Below are 16,349 nucleotides of genomic sequence, written 5' to 3' on the forward strand. Positions count from 1 at the left end.
TTACCTTTGGGGCAACCCCAACCGCCCGGCCCGGGGCCAACGCCCCCAACGCCCCCGGTCCCGCCCGCGGTCGGCTCCCCCCGGGCGGGCGGGGTGACCCCCCGCGCCGGAGCGGACCGCGCCGGAGCGGACCGGGCCCGAGGCCCGGCCCGCTCCGGAGTCGGCTGCGATCGCGCTGTGCTCAGGCCTTCCGGCGGCCGAGGCCGATCGCCACCAGGAGCGCCGCGGCGACCACGATCGCGACGTCGATCGCCAGCACCGTCCGCACCCCGTCGAAGAGCGAGGCCCGGGTGGTGGCCAGGACGCCGAGCAGCGGGATGCCGATCGTGAGGCCGACCTGCTGGGTGGTGGTGACCAGGCCGGTGGCCAGGCCCTGCTCCGAGTCGGGCACGCCGCTGGTCACGGTCACCCCGTACGAGATGATCGCGCCCAGGTGGAACATGCTGGCCACCGACACGGCGACGGTCGCGACCAGGGCGCCGGAGCCGCTGCCCACGGCGAGCAGGGCGGCGGTGAACAGGCCCTGGCCGAGCAGCGAGGCGACGAGCGTGCGGCGGGCGCCGAAGCGGCCGATGACCTTCGGGGCGTACGTACCGGCGAAGACGGAGGCGACGCCCTGGACGCCGAAGACCAGACCGGTCCGGAAGGACGACAGCCCCAGCGTCTCCTGGAGGTAGAGGGTCAGCACGAACACGACCGTCGACATCATCGAGAAGGTCACCAGACCGCCCACGTTGCCCCAGGCGACCGTGCGCCGCCTCAGCATCGGCAGGGACACGAGCGGGGCCGAGGACCGGGACTCCACCACCACGAACGCGGCGAGCAGCGCGAGTCCGGCGACGAGCGTGCCCCACACGTCCACACCGCCGAAGCCGCGCTGGGCCGCCGTCGACAGGGCGTAGATCAGCGCGAGCAGACCACCCGTGACGGTGACGGCGCCCGGCACGTCCAGGCGCGGCCGCTGCGGGGTGCGCGACTCGGGCAGCAGGCCGGGGGCGAGGAACAGCACGATCGCCGCGGCGACCGCGAGCAGCCCCATCGTGGACCGCCAGCCGAGGGTGTCGGTCATGACACCGCCGAGCACCATGCCGATGGTGAAGCCGAGGGACAGCAGGGTGCCGGAGATGCCGAGCGCCCTGTCGCGCAGCGGGCCCTCGGGGAAGGTCGTGGTCAGCAGGGACATGCCGGTCGGCACGATGACCGCCGCGCCCAGGCCCTGCAGTGCGCGCCCGGTCAGGAAGGACGCCGGGTCCCAGGCGAGGGTGGCGAGCAGGGAGGCCGCGCCGAAGACCGCGAGGCCGGTCAGGAACAGCTTCTTGCGGCCGTAGAGGTCGGCGATCCGGCCGAAGAGGAGCAGGAAGCCGCCGGACGGCAGTGCGAAGGCGGTGACCGCCCACTGGAGGGCGGACCGGCTCAGGCCCAGGTCCTTGCCGAGCGCCGGCAGGGCCACGTTCAGTACGGAGAAGTCGAGGGCCACCATGAACTGGGCGGCGCAGAGGACGAAGAGGACCAGCTTGGCCCGGCCGGAGAGCCGGTCGTTCTCGAGAGCCGCCGTGTGCGGCACGTTGGTTGTCGTGTGTGTGTCGATCGCCATGACCACTACCTTCGTGGCCCGGGAACGTCCGTGAAGAGTGGGAACTTATCCTGTTGCCGGCACCACCAGGCAGCCGACAGGGGGATTTTCGTGGCGACACCGATCGACAGGCACCGGCGGACGGAACTGCGCGAGTTCCTCATGAGCAGGCGCGCCAGGGTCAGTCCGGCCGAGGCCGGGCTGCCGGACGGCGGAGGCCGCCGGCGTACCCCGGGCCTGCGCCGCGAGGAGGTCGCCGTGCTGGCCGGGGTCGGGGTCTCCTGGTACCAGTGGCTGGAGCAGGGCCGCGACATCACCGTGTCCTCGCACGTCCTGGACGCGGTCAGCCGGGTGCTCAGGATGAGCAGCGCCGAGCGCCGGCACCTGTACGTGCTCTCCGGACTCAACCCGCCCGCCCTGGAGGTCGCGCCGGGCGACCGGGACATGTGCGACGGACTGAAGCGGCTGATCGACGCATGGATGCCGTTCCCCGCGCACATCATGGACTCGTACTGGAACACGGTGCTGTACAACGACGCGGCCGCGCTGGTGTTCGGGATGCGTCCGGAGATCGTGCAGAACTGCCTGATCGCCTTCTTCACCGACCCCCTGTACCGGGCCCGTTCCACGCAGTGGGAGGAGATCGCCTGCGACGTCGTGGCCCAGTTCCGGGCGGCCTGCTCCGAACACCCCGAGGACGAGGGGTTCCAGGCGGTCCTGGAGGAGGCGCGCGAGGTCAGCCCGGAGTTCGTCGCCCTGTGGGAGCGGGGCGACGTCCGGCCCGGGGGCCAGCTCCGCAAGCACATCGAACACCCCGTCGTCGGCGGGCTGCGCGTGGAGTCGACCCAACTGCGGGTCCCGGCCCGCCCCGACCTGTCGATCGTGCTGCACACCCCGCTTCCGGGCACCGACACGGCCGAGAAACTGGAGTGGCTGACCTCACCGGAGGGCCGGCGCGGCCTGATGTACCCCGTCGCGGGCTGATCCCGGCCGCGCCCCGCGGCGCCGTGCTACGGGGTCGGGCCAGGGCGTCGGGCTACGGGGTGCGCCGGCTGCCCAGAACCGTGACGGCGGCGATCATGCGGTCCCAGAAGCGTTCGGTGTCGAGCGTCACCGCGACCCGGGCGTTCACCGGGCGGCCCAGGTACTGGTGGAGGTCCACCACCGTGGCGCCTCGGGTGTGTTCGCCGTGCAGTTCCACCGTGACGTTCGCGTCGACGCACGTCACGATCGCCGGATCGATGACCCGGGCCACCGCGACGGGGTCGTGCAGCGGGGGGTGGGGCATGCCCCACAGTCGGCTGTAGGCGGAGGCGAAGTACGCCAGCAGCTCGGCGCAGATGTGCCCGAGTTCGGTGCCGAGTCCTTCGAAGCGGGCCAGTACCTGCGGTGTGGCCAGCGCCTGGTGGGTGACGTTGAGCCCGCACATGGTGAGGGGCACGCCGCTGCGGAAGACGATGTCCGCGGCTTCCGGGTCCGCGTGGATGTTGAACTCGGCCGCCGGGGTGCGGTTGCCCCGCTCGGTGGAGCCGCCCATCAGCACGATCTCGCGGATGTGGGCCGCGCTGTCGGGGTAGCGGGTCAGGAGCAGGGCGATGTTGGTCAGCGGGGCCGTCGGCACCAGGGTGACCGGTTGCGGGTGCTCCATGAGGATCCGGTGGATCAGGTCCACCGCGTGCTCGGGGACGACGTCGACCGTGGGCTCGGGGAACTCCGGTCCGTCCAGCCCCGATTCGCCGTGTACGTCGTCCGCGACCGCCAGCGGCTGGAGCAGCGGCCGGTCGCAGCCGGCCGCGATGGGTACGTCGGTGATCCCCGCCACCGTGCACACACGGCGGGCGTTGAGCGTCGTCTTCTCCAGGGTCTGGTTGCCGGCGACCGTGGTGATGGCGAGCAGGTCCACCGCGGGGTCGGCCGCCGCCAGCATGATGGCGAGGGCGTCGTCATGCCCGGGGTCGCAGTCGATGATGATCGGGACGGGCACGGGGCAATCCTCGCAGTCGGGGGCCGCTGATCTGCCCAGTCTGCCGTCGGCGTGGGTGTGGAAGCCGTCGGTTCCGCGCCAAATCCAAAGCTCGGTGGCGAATACACGTACCATCGGCGGCCCGCTCCGCCGGAACTCGCCCACCGAGGTGCGGAACCGATTCTGCGCGCGGTCGTTGACATGCTGGGTGCACCCCCCCGCTCCGGGCCCTCCGTTCCCCGGGGCGGGACTCACCCCTTCCCGCTCCAGCGCACCGGCAGCGCCGCCACCCCCCGGAGCATCGTGCCGGAGCGCCAGACGAGGGAGTCGGGCGCGGCGGCCAGGCCGAGGTCGGGGAAGCGCCGCAACAGGGTCGCGAGCGCGATCGAGCCCTCGGCGCGGGCGAGCGGAGCCCCCAGACAGTGGTGGACGCCGTGGCCGAAGGCCAGGTGGCCCCGGGGCGCCCGCCGGATGTCGAAGCGGTCCGGGTCGGGAAAGTGCCGGGGGTCCCGGGAGGCCGCGGCCAGGGAGAGCATCACGCTGTCGCCGGCGGGTATGAGGGTGCCGCCGATCTCCACCGGCTCGGCGGCGAAGCGGAACGCGGCCGCGGTGACGGGTCCTTCGTAGCGCAGCATCTCCTCGACGGCGCCGTCGAGCAGGCCCGTGTCGGCGCGCAGGGCGGCGAGCTGGTCGGGGTGGCGCAGCAGGTTCAGCAGGCCGCCGGAGATCAGGTTCACGGTGGTCTCGTGGCCGGCGACGAGCAGGAGGAAGGCCATGCCGAGCAGTTCCTCGGGGGACAGCCCGTCCTCGCGCGCGGATGCCGAGACGAGCGCGCCCATCAGGTCCGCGCCGGGATCACCGCCGGGATCACCCGCGGGAGCTCCGGCGGCCCCGCCGACCGCGGCGGCGCCCTTGCGCCGGATGAGCGCGGCGAAGTAGCCGGTCATCTCGGCCACGGCGGCGCCGGCCGCCTCGGGCGAGCTCGGTGCCACGATCTCGTTCGACCAGGTACGCAAGCTCACCGCGGCGCTCGGAGTCGACTGGAACCGCGCCGAAGTCCGCTACGGGGACGAGGAGTTCGTCGGGTAGTACGGCGACCTGTCCGGCCGCCCGCGGGCCGGTCTTCCGCCGTGGGCCGGGTCCGGGGTGGGGCAACGCGTGCCGCCCACCCCGCCCCGTCCCGCTATCCGGCCGCTGTTACGTCCACTGCTCGACCGGCGACTTGCCGGGGAGCGGCTTGCCGATGACGGCGAGCGGTATGAAGAAGTTGACCTGCCCGATCGCGACCGTCAGCGTGATGAGCGCCTTGGCGTCGTAGTGCGCGGACACCTCGGCGAACAGCTCGTCGGACACCCTCTCGCCGTCAACGGTCGGCTGCAGCACGGCCTCCACCAGCGCCAGCGCGGCGCGCTCGGCCTCGGTGAAGTACGGCGCGTCCCGCCAGGACGCCACCGCCGCGAGCCGCTCCTCGGTCTCCCCGCCCTTGCGCAGGAGATCCGAGTGCATGACGGTCAGATAGGTGTTGCCGACGATCTGCCCGGCCCGGAGGTGGACCAGGCCGATCGTGGTCCGGGGCACCGACTGGTTGGCGGTGGCCTTGTACAGCAGCCCAGCCACGTCCTCGATCTCGGGGACGAAGTCAACAGGGTTGGAGACGCGCGAGCGCAGCGTCCCCTCCGGGGTGGTCGAACGTGTTTCCATGGCCGGCTTCCTTTCAGGATCTTCAGGTTGTTGCCGGAGCCATGACGGAGCGCGGCGGACAGATGTGACCGCGGCCGGGCACACGGGGCGGATTTGGCTCGAATCAGGCCGACGGGGGCGCAACCCGCCCCGGGGCGTCCACGAGGCGTTGGAGCGCGGGCGCGTACAGGTCCGCCAGGCGTTCCGGGGACGTACGGGGTGTCGCGCCGTCGGGGCGGTGCAGGCTCAGTGTGGCGCCGAGTCCCAGCAGCAGGCCGGCGATCAGCTCCGCGCGCAGCTCCGCGTCCGGGCCGGGGAGCAGGCCGGCGATGCGGGCCGTCACCTGCTCGCGGAAGCGGTCGCGCAGGCGGGTCCGCTCGTCCTCGATGCCGAGGGAGAACACCACGCGCAGCAGGGGATCGCCCCGCAGGTCCTCGCGCAGCCGAAGCGTGGTCAGCACCAGGTGGCGGCCCAGGTCTGCGGGCTCCGCCCCGAGCAGGGCGTCGGCCGCAGCCCGGAAGTCGGTCACCGTGTCGAACAGCTCTTCCTTGCTGCCGAACCGCTTCACGATCAGCGACGGGCTGACACCCGCGTCCGCCGCGATGCCGCGCATGGTCACCTCCGCGTACGGGCGCAGCGTGAACGCCCGGCGCGCTGCGCGGACGATGGCGTCGCGGCCGGTTCCCGTACCCGTGGCGGGGTCCTCGGCAGGGGTCATGCGCTCTCCTGTGCGGCGGGCCGCGGGCTGCGGCGGCGGTCCTGCGACCGTACAGGCCGCCGCGCGGGCAACAGGAGCGCGGCGCCCAGCGCGGCGAGCGCCGTACCGCCGGCGATCAGGAAGATCAGCAGGTACGCGTGCAGCGTGGGTGCCTCCCGGCCGCCCGCCCGGAAGGTGACGTGGGCCAGCACCACCGTGACCACGGTGCTGCAACAGGCCTGGCCGACCGAGCGCATGAGGGTGTTCAGGCCGTTGGCCGCGCCGGTCTCGCTCACCGGCGCGGCCTGCATGACGAGCGCGGGCAGCGCCGAGTACGCGATGGCCGTGCCCGAGGCGACCACCGTGGCCCCGGCTACGATCGGCCAGAGGCTGTGGCTGGTGAAGAACCGTACGACGTACCCCGCGGCCATGACGGCGGCGGCGACCGCGAGCGCCGTCCGGGGCCCGTACCGGGCGGAGAGCCGCGCCGACACCGGGGACAGGGCGACCATCGCGAGGCCGCCCGGCAGCATGCACAGTCCGCTCTCCACGATGGACGCGCCGAGTCCGTAGCCGGTCGTGACCGGTTCCTGGACGAGCTGCGCGGTGACCAGGGAGTTGGCGTAGAAGGCGAAGCCGATGAGGAGGGCGGCGACGTTGGCGAGCAGCACCGCCGGCCGGGCGGACACCCGCAGGTCGACCATGGGGGAGGAGTGGCGGAGCTCGTAGCGGCCCCAGGCCAGGCCGACCAGGACGGATCCGGCGAGCAGGCCGAGGGTGCGCGGCGCGGCCCAGCCCCATTCCGGGCCCTGGGTGACCACCAGCAACAGGCCGACGAGAGTGGCGGCGAGCCCCAGCGCGCCCACCGTGTCGAACCGTCCCGGAGCCCTCTGCGACGAAGCCGGGACGATCCGGAGCACGAGCAGCACGTCCAGCAGGCCGAGCCCCGCGGAGGCCCAGAACATCGTGTGCCAGTCGAAGTGCTCGACGACCAGCGCGGCCACGGGCAGCCCCACGGCGGCGCCGATGCCGAGCGAGGAGCTCATCAGCGCGATCGAGGGCAGTACGCGCTCGGCCGGGAGCTCGTCGCGGATGATGCTGACCCCGAGGGGGATGACGGCGAGCGCGGCCCCCTGCAGGGCGCGGCCCGTGATGAGTACGCCGATGTCGGAGCTGACGGCGCACAGGACCGAGCCGGCGGTCAGCACCCAGAGCGAGGCGAGGAGCACCCGGCGCTTGCCGTACAGGTCGCCGACCCGGCCGAGGACGGGGGTGAAGACCGCGCCGGTCAGCAGGGTGACGGTGACCAGCCAGCCCGCGGCCGCCGGGGTGCTGCCCGTGAGCTCCGGGACGTGGGGCAGCAGGGGGACGACCAGGGTCTGCATGACGGCGACCACGACGCCGCAGAAGGCGAGGACGGGCACGACGAAGGTCGGCCGCGCGGGTATCGCTGGGTTCATGAGGCTCCAGACGCCGATCCGGGCAGGGGTGCACAAGCGTTCACCCCCAGGGTAAACGCTTGTGCACCCCTGCCCGGTCGACTCCTGGTCGCGCGGACCGGAGCGATCTGCGCCGACGACGTCGATCTACACCGCGAGCGCCTCGATGATCGCGGGAAGGCCCGGAGTCGGCAGGACCCGCTGGAGCCGGAAGCCCGCCCGGTCCAGCAGCGACTCGAACTCGGCGGCGGTGCGCTCGCGGCCCTTCAGGGCCATCAGCATGACGATGTCCAGCTCCAGCGCGGGATGCGGCGCGCTGTTCCCGGGCAGTACGGAGTCCACGACCAGCAGCCGGGCGCCGGTCTCCGCTGCCCGGCGGATCGAGCCGAGGATGCGCAGGCAGTCCTCGTCGTTCCAGTCGTGCAGGATGTGCTTGAGCAGGTAGAAGTCACCGCCGGACGGCACGGCGGTGAAGAAGTCGCCGCCCTCGGTCCGCCACCGCCCGGTGAGCCCGGGCCGGTCCAGGACGTGCTCGGCCACGGTGGCCGACTGGTCGAAGAGCACGCCGGCCAGGGACGGCTCCTGGCTCAGCACGGCCCCGAGCAGCCCGCCGCGGCCGCCGCCCACGTCGATCACCCGGGCGCCCGCCGGGAACGCGTAGCTCTGCGCGACCAGTTCGTCCTCGGCGCCGGAGAACGCCGCCATGCCGCTGTCGAAGGTGGCCCGGTCCTCGGGCGACTTCTGCAGGTGCTCGAAGAACGGCATGCCGTAGACGAGGTCGAAGGACGGCTGCCCGGTGTACAGGGTGTCCTGGAGCCGGGGCGCGGACCGCGCGAACATCGGGTCCGTGATCATCAGCACGCCGGCGTGCTGGGACCCCGGCACGTCGGTCCGCAGCGGATGCCCGTTCTCCTCCAGCCGGAAGGCGCCCCGGTCGTCCTCGAGGAAGAGGCCGCGGCTCGCCAGCAGCCGCAGGACGCGCCGCAGGGCGCCCGCGTCGGTGCCCGTACGGGAGGCGAGGTCCTCGGCGGTGCGCGGGCCTTCGGAGAGGTGGTCGGGGATCCGGTGGACGACCACGGCCCGCAGGGCGGCGGACTGGATGTGGCCGAACATCAGGTCGTGCAGCGGGGACGGGAGGAAGGGGTCGGCGGGCTCGGCGGGCTCGGCGGGGCTGGTCACAGGCGCGCTCCTGTCGGATCAGGGAGTACAGGGTGCGCCGTCATCGTCACCCGTGCCCCGGGCCCGCCGAGGGGCTTTCGGCCCGGCCGCCCGCAGTCAAGACGAGTTCAGGGCAGCCGGAGCGGATCCGGGCTGCCTGAGGCGTCAGGCAGTCGAGGCGTCAGGCAGCGGAAGCTTCAGACCACGGAAGCTTCAGACCACGGAAGCGTCAGACCGCCGCGAGTGACAGGTCCCGCAGGCGCTCCAGACGCTCGCGCGTCTCCTCGTCCAGCGGCACGTACGTCATCAGCCGCGGACCCGCCGCCGGCCCCAGCCACAGGTTGGTGTGCTCCACGTGCAGCAGGCCCACATGGGCGTTGCGGATGTACTTCACCTTCCCGCCCTGATCGACCACCTCGTGCCGGGCCCACACCTCACGGAACTCCGCCGACGCCGACTCCAGCCGGGCCAGCAGCGTCTTCCAGGCGGGCTCGGCCAGGTGCTCGGCCATCGCGGCCCGGAACTTGGCCGCCATCAACCGCCGCGCATCCGGCATGTCGACCACGGCCGCCTGCCAGTCCGGGTCGGTGAACGCCAGCCACATGCAGTTGCGGTCCTCGGGCCGCACCTTGTCCAGATCGCACAGCAGCCGCCCGTACGTCGTGTTGTACGCGAGGATGTCGTAGCGGCTGTTCTGGACGCAGGCCGGCAGCGGGTCCAGCTGGTCGAGCATCGCCCGCAGCGCCGGGGTCACGCTCGGGCACTGCGTGTGTGGAGCCGGATCCAGGGCGGCGGCCAGCGAGAACAGGTGCGTACGCTCGCTGGCGTCCAGCAGCAGGGCGCGCGCCAAGGCGTCCAGCACCTGCGGGGATACCTGGATCTCACGGGCCTGCTCCAGCCAGGTGTACCAGGTGACGCCGACGGCGGAGAGCTGCGCGACCTCCTCGCGGCGCAGCCCGGGCGTACGCCGACGGCGGCCCCGTACGAGCCCGACCTGCTCGGGAGTGATCCGCTCACGGCGGCTGCGCAGGAATTCCGCCAGCTCGTGCCGGCGTACGTCGCTCTCGGGGGCCACAGTGGTCATGGGTTCAGGGTGCCGCACCGCTCAGCCGGATGCCAGGTACTCCTGGTACCAGGATAAAGAGACTCTGGTACCAGGCTGAGAGCGGGAGGATCGTTTCGCTTCGTGAGCAAAACAACCATCGCCACGACCTACTCGTCCCCGTCGGCCCGCACCGGCACTGACGGCGCCGGCACCGGCCCCGGCACCGGCTCCGGCACCCACCAGGTCCCCGTCATCCGCCACGGAGCGGTGCTGGGTTCCCTCGGGCTGTTCACCGTGCTGCTGGGCGCCGCCCTCCCGCTGATCGACTTCTTCATCGTGAACGTCGCGCTGCCCGCCATCGACAGCGACCTCGCCGCAGGGCCCGCCATGCTGGAGCTGGTCGTCGGCGGCTACGGCGTCGCCTACGCGGTCCTGCTGGTGCTCGGCGGCCGCCTCGGCGACATGGCCGGCCGACGCAGGCTCTTCCTGATCGGCATGGCCGCCTTCGGCCTGACCTCCCTCGCCTGCGGCCTGGCCCCCACCGCCTGGACCCTGGTCGGCGCACGGGTGGCCCAGGGAGCCGCCGCCGCGCTGATGCTGCCGCAGGTGCTCGCCACCATCCAGGCCACCACCCAGGGCCCCCGCCGGGCGCGGGCGATGAGCCTCTACGGCGCCACCGCGGGGCTGTCCATGGTGTTCGGGCAGATCCTGGGCGGTGTCCTGGTCGCCGCCGACGTCGCCGGCCTCGGCTGGCGCTCGGTGTTCCTGGTGAACGTCCCCGTCGCGGTCCTCGGGCTGGTGCTCGCCCTCCGCTCCGTCCCCGAGACCCGCTCGGAGCGCCCGGCCTCCGTCGACGTACCCGGCACGCTGCTGCTCGCGCTGTCGCTCGTATCCCTGCTGCTGCCGCTGACCGAGGGCCGGGCCACCGGCTGGCCGCTGTGGACGTGGGTGTCGCTCGCCGTCTTCCCGCTCGCCGCCGTGGCCTTCTACCGCACCGAGCGCCGCGCCGACCGGCTCGGCCGTACCCCGCTGGTGCCGCCGAGCCTGCTGCGCCTGGAATCACTGCGGCGCGGACTGGTGATGGTGATGCCGTTCTCGATCGGCTTCAGCGGATTCATGTTCGTGATCGCGGTGGCCCTGCAACAGGGTCTGCGCATGGGGCCGGTGACGGCCGGACTCGCCCTGGTGCCGATGGCCGCCGCCTTCTTCGCGGCCTCTCTCGCAGGCCCGCGCCTGGTCGGCCGGTACGGCAGCCGGGTCGTCACCGCGGGCAGCGTGCTCCAGGCCGTGGGCGTGGCCCTGCTCCTGTTCACCGTCTGGCGCGACTGGCCCGGCCTCGGACTCGCCGCACTCGCCCCCGGCGTCGCCGTCGCCGGCCTCGGCCAGGGGCTCCAACTGCCGGTGCTGATGCGGCTGATGCTCTCGGACGTACCGGCCGACCGGGCCGGGGTGGGCGGCGGAGTCATGATCACCACCCAGCAGTCGGCCCTCGCCCTGGGCGTCGCGACCCTGGGCAGCCTCTTCCTCGCCCTGATCCCGGCGGTGGGCATGCGGGACGCCCTCGCCGTGACCCTGCTGGTCCAGCTCGGACTGATCGCCCTGACGGCCCTCCTCAGCCTGCGTCTGCCGCGCGTCATGCGCTGAGGGGGCCGCGGTCCGGGTCCCGCCCGCCTCAGCGCAGCCGGGTGAGCCGGGCGCCGAACGAGGGCTCGGGCAGGCCGTCCCGCGCCAGCACCGGCACGCTCTTGGCCCCCTCCCCGTCACCGACCGTCAGTACGCCGATCTCGGCGCCGGCCTTCGCGGAGTGCGGCACCGTCGCCGCGCCGGCCTTGAGGGAAACCCGCAACTGCTGGCCGGGTACGCCTGCCACGTTCAGGTCCTTGGCGGCCACCAGCGGCGCGCGGCCGCCGAACTTGTCGTCCACGTACCCCACGACCTGCCCCTGGCGGATGACCGGGGCCGAGGTGAGCCCCTGGCGGACCGACTCGATGACCTTCTTGCTGTTCGCCAGCACGAGGGCGAGGCTGCGCAGGGCATTGGGGTCGGAGCCCTCGGCCCGCTGTTCCATCAGGGCGCCGAGGATCAGCGGAGTTTCCTCGCCGACGCTCTTGTACGAGGCCCACATCAGCGCTCCGCCGGCGGGCGTGCTCGAACCGGTCTTGATGCCCATGACGCTCAGGCCGCGCTCCGCGAGCAGGCTGTTGTTGTTGACGAGCTGCTCGGGCAGACCGGGGATGGTGGCGCTCTGCAGCGAGACGACCGCGCGGAACGCGTCGAACTTCATGACGACCTCGGCGAGTTTCAGCTGGTCCACCGCGGTGCTGACGGTGCCCGCGTCCAGGCCGCTGGGGTCCGTGTACGTGGTGTCCTGCATGCCGAGTGCCGCGGCCGCGGCGTTCATCTTCGCGACGAAGGCCGCCTCGGAACCGCTGCCGGCGTCCCACCGGGCCAGCAGCCGGGCGATGTTGTTGCCCGAGGGGATCATCAGCATCTTGAGCATGTCCTGCTGGCTGTACTTCGTCCCCTCGACCAGCCCCTTCACCCGGGACTCGTTCTCGGAGGTGCCGTCGGCCACGGCCTTGGCGTCGATCGCGATCTGCGGGCCCGCTTCGGCCTTGCCCAGCGGGTGATCCTTGAGGATCACGTACGCCGTCATCACCTTGGCCACACTGGCCGTCGGCACCGGCTTCTGCTCGCCGAACGTGCCGATGTCGCCGGAGCCGGGGATGCGGATGGCGCCCTGGCCGTGGGCGGGCCACGGCAGTTTGAGCGCGCCGTCGAGGGTGTGGACCGACTCGGCGGACACGATTTCCGGCGCGGGCAGGGGGCGCGCCAGCTGGACGCCGGTGAAGGCGGCGGCGAGCAGGAGCAGGACCGGGGTCCACACTTTGACCCGGCGGGTCAGCGTCCGCCGCGGCGTCTCCGGCGGGGGAGCGGTGTTGGTGAGCTCGGCCAGCAGGTCCAGCGGGGGCAGCGGTGCCTCCCGGGTCGGCTCCACCACGACGGGCTCGCGCCGCTGCGGCTCCGCCGGGGCGGTGGGTACGGGGCTGTCGAGCGGCTTCAGCGCCACGAACCGCCTCGCCCGCCCAACATCCGCCGCCGCCCCGCCACCAGCCCGGACCTCAACCCCAGGACCACCCCCGGCCCCGGCCCCGGCCCCGGCTTCTGCCTCCGGCTTGGCCCCGGTCTCTGCCTCCGGCTTGGCCCCGGTCTCTGCCTCCGGCTTGGCCCCGGCTTCTGCCTCGGGCTCGGCCCCGGCCTCGGCCTCCGGCTCCGGCTCGGCCCCGGCCTCCGGCTCGGTCCCAGCCTCGGTCTCCGGCTCCGGCTCCGGCTCGGTCCCAGCCTCGGCCTCCGGCTCCGCCCCAGCCTCAGCCTCCGGCACGGTCCCAGCATCAGCCTCAGCCTCGGCTCCGGTCCCGGCTTCCGCCTTCTCGGTTCCGTCCCCGGTCTCGGCGATGGCCCCGGTCCCGGCCTTGGTACCGGTGCTGGCGTTCGTCCGGATCTCGGACTCGCCCTCGGTCCTGGTCGCGCTCCCGGCCTCGCCTTCGCCCTCGGCCCTGGCTTCGGTCCCAGCCTCGGTCTCGGTCCCGGCGTCCCCGTCGGCCCGGGTGTCGGCCCCGGCCTCAGCCCCGGCCCCGGCGTTTGTCCCGGTCCCGGTCTCAGCCTCGGTCTCGGCGCTCGTCTCCGTCCCGGCCTCGCCCTCGGCGTTGGTCCCGCGCTCGGCCCCGGCCTCGGCCCCGGCCCCGGCCTCGGGCTCGGCCGCGGGCTTCGCCCCGGGATCGGCGGCCGCGGCCGCCCCCGCCCCCGCCTCTGACTTGCGTTCAGCCGTTGCCTCGGGCTCCGAAGTCTCGGAGGGGCCACCCGTCACCGGTACCGCTTTCATCCCTGCGCCGCCTTGCTGTTCACATCCGGCGGCCGCCCGCCGGCTCTCCACGATTTCGTCCGGCGGGTACGCCGAAGCGCAGCCCGCCGACGGGATAGATGCCGCGCCCACCCGCACCGTTCCGCCCGTCGCGACCTGTGACCATTCGGTCATACTTCCGGCCTTCGCGCCCAAGTCCCTTCAACCAAAGCTGATCGGACATAATCCTTGGTTGCTTACCCTTGAGGGAGTGGTTACCCTCGCGTGCGCAGGAGCGTTCGCAACCAGCCAGAGTCCAGCGGGAGTATGCGTGAGTGAGAAGCCCTTCGCGGACCCGGTCGAGACCGTCAACCGCATCGTCCCGCTGCTCGACCGCGCGGGGCTCGACCGCGGGGACGTGTTGCGGGTCGCAGGCGAGGGCGGTCTGTCGTTCGCGTCGGGTCTGCCCGTCGCGGACGTGGAGGCGCTGCTCCGCGGAGAGCGGGTGCCGCGCGTCGCGGCCGGTGCGCCCGCACCGGATCCGGTGGAGGAGCGCCACCGCCAGGTGGTCGACCGGATCCTCTTCCTGCGCGCCACGCGCCTGCGCACCTCCCCGGACGGCAGCCGTCGGTTGTACTCGCTGGCGGAGATCGCGGCCGGCGCGGGCACCAGCGCGCAGTGGCTCGACAAGATGATCAAGACGGGCAAGGCCCCGAACCTCGATCACGCGGCCGGCATCGCGGGCTTCTTCGGCGAGAAGATCGAGTTCCTGATGGCTCCGCCCGCCGAGGCCCTGGACCGGGTCCTGCAACGGATCCACAAAGACCTGCTCGAACGGACCGTCGAGCAGCAGGACCAAGACCTCCAGCGCCTGAAGAGCACCGACCCGGCGGCGTACCTCTCCTCCGAGCTCGGAGTCGTCGGTTACGCCGCCCGCGCGCTGGCCGACGTACCCGACGACACCGCGCAGCCCATCATCGCCCTGATCGAATCGGTTGCCCGGCGCTCGCGCGAGGAGCGGGCGCGTGAGGCCCGGGCCGCCGCGGAAGGGCCCGTGGCACGGGATTGACAGGGGGCCGCGGTTCGGGGGAGCCGCGGCCCGTCGGCGGGTGAGCAAGGAACACGACGCATCAGGGGGAAACTGGTGCGTCCGGTGGGGAAAGACGGGTGGGACGCGGTGGGCATCTCCCGCGATATGAAGCGGCATCGAGACGAGCTGTTCACGGGGGTGGTGCAGCCCATCCCGGATTCACCGCGGGACCTGTTCGAGGCGATCTGTGCGTATCTGACCGAGAGCAGTGGACGTGAAGTCCGCCTGATGATGGAGTCGTTCCCGACCGACACGGTCAGCGGACTCTGGCTCGACATGGGCGACTACGACCTGATCGCGGTGGAGGTGAACACCTCGCCGCTGCACCAGATCGTGATCCTGGGACACGAGCTGTGGCACCGCAAGGAAGGACGCTGCGGTCATCACGGCAGCGGAGCCGGGGCAGCCGCCGCGGCACGCATGCTCGGAGACCGGTGGAGCATCGGCGACGCGGTGGCGTACGTCGCCGCGCGTACGGACGCCGACCTCGACGAGGAACGGCGCGCGGAGAAATTCGGCCGCCTGCTGGCGGCCAAGTTCCGTCCCTATCTGGAAGGGACACACAGCAGTACGCCCCGAGACGGCGTGGCGGGCCGCATCTGGGCATCGCTGGAAGGCTGACGGTGCAGGAAGGCGTCAACTACTACGTACCCGCAGCCGTGTTGGCCGTGGCCCTGTTGGCGAAACTGCCCGCCCTCCTCAGAGGGTGGCGCAGCCCGATGATCCGCACGGTGAACTTCGTGCTCTTCCTTCCGTGCGCGGGTTTCGTCTTCTCCGCCCCACCCACCGTCAGCCTGGTCAACCGGCTCAGCGGGATCAGCAACCTCTCGGCCCTCCTCGTCCACTGCATCCTCACCGCGTACTCCTGTGCCTGCCTGGTGCTCACGGAGCACTGGCGAGGGGATTCGAGGGCGGACACCGGCACACGACAGCGCGTACGCGGCTGGATCCGGGGCTGCCGCCTCGTGATCGCGGCCATCGTCGGCCTCTTCTGCCTGGGGGAGGCGCCGGTCGAGCGGCCGCGGGACTTCGACACCTACTACGCCACCACCCCCTTCATCCGCGAGATGCTCGTCCTCTACCTGCTCGCCTATGTCGTGGCCGCCCTGGCCACGACGGTGGTGTGCTGGGACTGGACGGTGGACATCAGCAGGAACAAGGGGAGGGAGGGAAGGACCCCGGTCGACGGGTCGCTGCGGGTCGGGCTGCTCGTCCTCGTCCTCGCCTCCCTGGCCAACATCATCTTCGGAGTCTTCAAACTCACCGCCATCGCCGCCCGCTGGGCCGGCCGGGACTGGGACGCCCTCAACGACAGCGTGGCACCCTTCATCTCGACCAGCGGGGTGATGGTCGGCTTCGGATTTCTCGTACCGGTCTTCGGCCCCCGGCTGATCGAGCGGGTCTGGCAGCCGTTCCTGACCGTCGTCGCCCTGAGGCCCCTGTGGCGCCTCGTCCGGCACCAGAGCACCGCCTCCCGCAACAGGGTGCTCCTCACCACGCCCTGGTACTCCGGCCCGGAACAGCTGCTGGTGTACCGGATGACCCACATCCACGACTGGATGCTGGACCTGTGCGCCTACTGCACGGACGAGGTACGCCGGCTGGCCCATCGCCGGGCGAAGGAGGACGGCTTCGAGGAGCGCGAGGCCGTGGCCCTGGGGCTGGCCGCCATGTTCAAGGCGGCGGCGCACGACCGCGCGCGCGAGTCCCCGGCCGATGAGGACCAGAGCGTTCTCGCCGCGCTCGCCCTGCGCTCGGCCGAGGCGCAGCACCGCGGCCTGCTGGTCGCGATCTCCCGGGCCCTGCCCGCCGCACCCGACCGGGCCGGGCTGCCGGGGCGCTCCCTTGCCCGGGGCCGTTGAG

14 protein-coding genes are annotated in these 16,349 nt (G+C 72.5%); 5 read left to right on the forward strand and 9 right to left on the reverse strand.

Annotated features, from left to right (window positions below; all coding sequences use genetic code 11):
* Positions 1-181 precede the first annotated feature (181 nt).
* A complete protein-coding gene (locus tag ACFWBF_RS08470; RefSeq protein WP_385597184.1) occupies positions 182-1,594 on the reverse strand; it encodes an MFS transporter in 1,413 nt (470 codons plus the stop codon).
* Between the two features lie 141 nt (positions 1,595-1,735).
* Between ACFWBF_RS08470 and ACFWBF_RS08475 the strand changes: the two genes are divergently transcribed.
* A complete protein-coding gene (locus ACFWBF_RS08475) occupies positions 1,736-2,557 on the forward strand; it encodes a helix-turn-helix transcriptional regulator (protein ID WP_385597407.1) in 822 nt (273 codons plus the stop codon).
* A 52-nt stretch (positions 2,558-2,609) separates the two neighbouring features.
* Here the strand turns inward: ACFWBF_RS08475 and ACFWBF_RS08480 are convergent, their stop codons facing one another.
* The 7 genes from ACFWBF_RS08480 to ACFWBF_RS08510 form a co-directional block, all read right to left on the reverse strand.
* Positions 2,610-3,557, reverse strand: coding sequence for a nucleoside hydrolase (locus ACFWBF_RS08480; protein WP_385597187.1), 948 nt, complete (start codon positions 3,555-3,557; stop codon positions 2,610-2,612).
* Positions 3,558-3,787: 230 nt separating this feature from the next.
* Positions 3,788-4,558 (reverse strand): cytochrome P450, encoded by a 771-nt coding sequence (locus ACFWBF_RS08485; RefSeq protein ID WP_385597190.1) that lies wholly within the window; start codon positions 4,556-4,558, stop codon positions 3,788-3,790.
* A 175-nt stretch (positions 4,559-4,733) separates the two neighbouring features.
* Positions 4,734-5,237 carry a carboxymuconolactone decarboxylase family protein gene (locus tag ACFWBF_RS08490; RefSeq protein WP_385597193.1) on the reverse strand — a complete coding sequence of 168 codons (504 nt, stop codon included), beginning with the start codon at positions 5,235-5,237 and terminating at the stop codon, positions 4,734-4,736.
* 103 nt (positions 5,238-5,340) lie between these two features.
* Positions 5,341-5,934 carry a TetR/AcrR family transcriptional regulator gene (locus ACFWBF_RS08495; RefSeq protein ID WP_385597196.1) on the reverse strand — a complete coding sequence of 198 codons (594 nt, stop codon included), beginning with the start codon at positions 5,932-5,934 and terminating at the stop codon, positions 5,341-5,343.
* Positions 5,931-7,373, reverse strand: a complete 1,443-nt coding sequence (locus ACFWBF_RS08500) for an MFS transporter (protein ID WP_385597199.1) — start codon at positions 7,371-7,373, stop codon at positions 5,931-5,933. The genes ACFWBF_RS08495 and ACFWBF_RS08500 overlap by 4 nt, the downstream gene beginning before the upstream one ends.
* Positions 7,374-7,499: 126 nt before the next feature.
* Positions 7,500-8,531 carry a methyltransferase gene (locus ACFWBF_RS08505; protein ID WP_385597202.1) on the reverse strand — a complete coding sequence of 344 codons (1,032 nt, stop codon included), beginning with the start codon at positions 8,529-8,531 and terminating at the stop codon, positions 7,500-7,502.
* 208 nt (positions 8,532-8,739) lie between these two features.
* On the reverse strand, positions 8,740-9,594 hold the full coding sequence (locus ACFWBF_RS08510; RefSeq protein WP_385597205.1) for a helix-turn-helix domain-containing protein: 855 nt from the start codon (positions 9,592-9,594) through the stop codon (positions 8,740-8,742).
* Between the two features lie 228 nt (positions 9,595-9,822).
* On the opposite strand from ACFWBF_RS08510, the gene ACFWBF_RS08515 reads away from it, so the two are divergent.
* Positions 9,823-11,199 (forward strand): MFS transporter, encoded by a 1,377-nt coding sequence (locus tag ACFWBF_RS08515; protein WP_385597410.1) that lies wholly within the window; start codon positions 9,823-9,825, stop codon positions 11,197-11,199.
* 28 nt (positions 11,200-11,227) lie between these two features.
* On the opposite strand, the gene ACFWBF_RS08520 is transcribed toward ACFWBF_RS08515, so the two are convergent.
* Positions 11,228-13,438 carry a serine hydrolase gene (locus ACFWBF_RS08520; protein ID WP_385597207.1) on the reverse strand — a complete coding sequence of 737 codons (2,211 nt, stop codon included), beginning with the start codon at positions 13,436-13,438 and terminating at the stop codon, positions 11,228-11,230.
* Between the two features lie 289 nt (positions 13,439-13,727).
* Here ACFWBF_RS08520 and ACFWBF_RS08525 point away from each other — a divergent pair, with 289 nt between their 5' ends.
* The 3 genes from ACFWBF_RS08525 to ACFWBF_RS08535 all read left to right on the forward strand — a co-directional run bounded on the left by ACFWBF_RS08525 (position 13,728) and on the right by ACFWBF_RS08535 (position 16,348).
* Positions 13,728-14,465, forward strand: coding sequence for a hypothetical protein (locus tag ACFWBF_RS08525; RefSeq protein ID WP_385597210.1), 738 nt, complete (start codon positions 13,728-13,730; stop codon positions 14,463-14,465).
* Positions 14,466-14,573: 108 nt separating this feature from the next.
* Complete coding sequence (locus ACFWBF_RS08530; RefSeq protein ID WP_385597213.1) at positions 14,574-15,107, forward strand: toxin-antitoxin system, toxin component; 534 nt, start codon at positions 14,574-14,576, stop codon at positions 15,105-15,107.
* Between the two features lie 2 nt (positions 15,108-15,109).
* Positions 15,110-16,348 (forward strand): DUF6545 domain-containing protein, encoded by a 1,239-nt coding sequence (locus ACFWBF_RS08535; RefSeq protein WP_385597216.1) that lies wholly within the window; start codon positions 15,110-15,112, stop codon positions 16,346-16,348.
* Position 16,349 lies beyond the last annotated feature (1 nt).

It is taken from the genome of Streptomyces sp. NPDC060028 (assembly GCF_042736725.1).
In the GTDB taxonomy this organism is placed as follows: Bacteria; Actinomycetota; Actinomycetes; order Streptomycetales; family Streptomycetaceae; genus Streptomyces.

What these genes read in the sequence shown, in the direction of transcription:
- ACFWBF_RS08500 (WP_385597199.1), bottom strand. Translation starts at nt 7,373, where the DNA reads ATGAACCCAGCGATACCCGCGCGGCCGACCTTCGTCGTGCCCGTCCTC.
- ACFWBF_RS08510 (WP_385597205.1), bottom strand. Translation starts at nt 9,594, where the DNA reads ATGACCACTGTGGCCCCCGAGAGCGACGTACGCCGGCACGAGCTGGCG.
- ACFWBF_RS08490 (WP_385597193.1), bottom strand. Translation starts at nt 5,237, where the DNA reads ATGGAAACACGTTCGACCACCCCGGAGGGGACGCTGCGCTCGCGCGTC.
- ACFWBF_RS08475 (WP_385597407.1), top strand. Translation starts at nt 1,736, where the DNA reads ATGAGCAGGCGCGCCAGGGTCAGTCCGGCCGAGGCCGGGCTGCCGGAC.
- ACFWBF_RS08470 (WP_385597184.1), bottom strand. Translation starts at nt 1,594, where the DNA reads ATGGCGATCGACACACACACGACAACCAACGTGCCGCACACGGCGGCT.
- ACFWBF_RS08520 (WP_385597207.1), bottom strand. Translation starts at nt 13,438, where the DNA reads ATGAAAGCGGTACCGGTGACGGGTGGCCCCTCCGAGACTTCGGAGCCC.
- ACFWBF_RS08495 (WP_385597196.1), bottom strand. Translation starts at nt 5,934, where the DNA reads ATGACCCCTGCCGAGGACCCCGCCACGGGTACGGGAACCGGCCGCGAC.